The sequence below is a fragment of the Xanthobacter autotrophicus genome, from assembly GCF_030015065.1.
GTDB lineage: Bacteria > Pseudomonadota > Alphaproteobacteria > Rhizobiales > Xanthobacteraceae > Xanthobacter > Xanthobacter autotrophicus_D.
Genome location: NZ_JAIVFN010000346.1, coordinates 1 through 483, shown reverse-complemented (window position 1 = coordinate 483; position 483 = coordinate 1). Strand labels below are relative to the sequence as shown.

1 protein-coding gene is annotated in these 483 nt (G+C 63.6%); it reads left to right on the top strand.

The features are described 5' to 3' along the window. Positions 1 to 483: cytochrome ubiquinol oxidase subunit I (locus K9U40_RS23460; protein ID WP_282892470.1), on the top strand; the 483-nt coding region annotated here is incomplete at both ends.

Genomic DNA, 483 nt, shown 5'->3' with positions numbered 1-483 from the left:
CCTGCATGGTGGCGCTGGGCACGTTGTTCTCCACGTTCTGGATCCTGTCGTCCAACAGCTGGCTGCATACGCCTGCCGGCTACGAGATGGTCAACGGCATCGTGCATCCGGTGGACTGGTGGCAGGTGGTGTTCAACCCCTCGTTCCCGTACCGCCTGGCGCACATGGCGCTGGGCTCGTTCATCACCACCTGTTTCGTGATTGGTGGCGTCGGTGCGTGGTACCTGCGCAGGGGCACGCACGTGGAAGCGGGCCGGCGCATGCTGATCGCGGCGGTGGCGTTCGCCGCACTGACCGTGCCGGTGCAGATCTTCGTCGGCGACATGCATGGCCTGAACACGCTCAAGCACCAGCCGATGAAGATCGCGGCGATGGAAGCGCACTGGCATGAAACCAAAGAAGGCGAGGGCGTGCCGCTGGTGGTGTTCGCGCTGCCGAACGAGAAGGAAGAGCGCAACGATTTCGAAGTGGCCATTCCGAAGC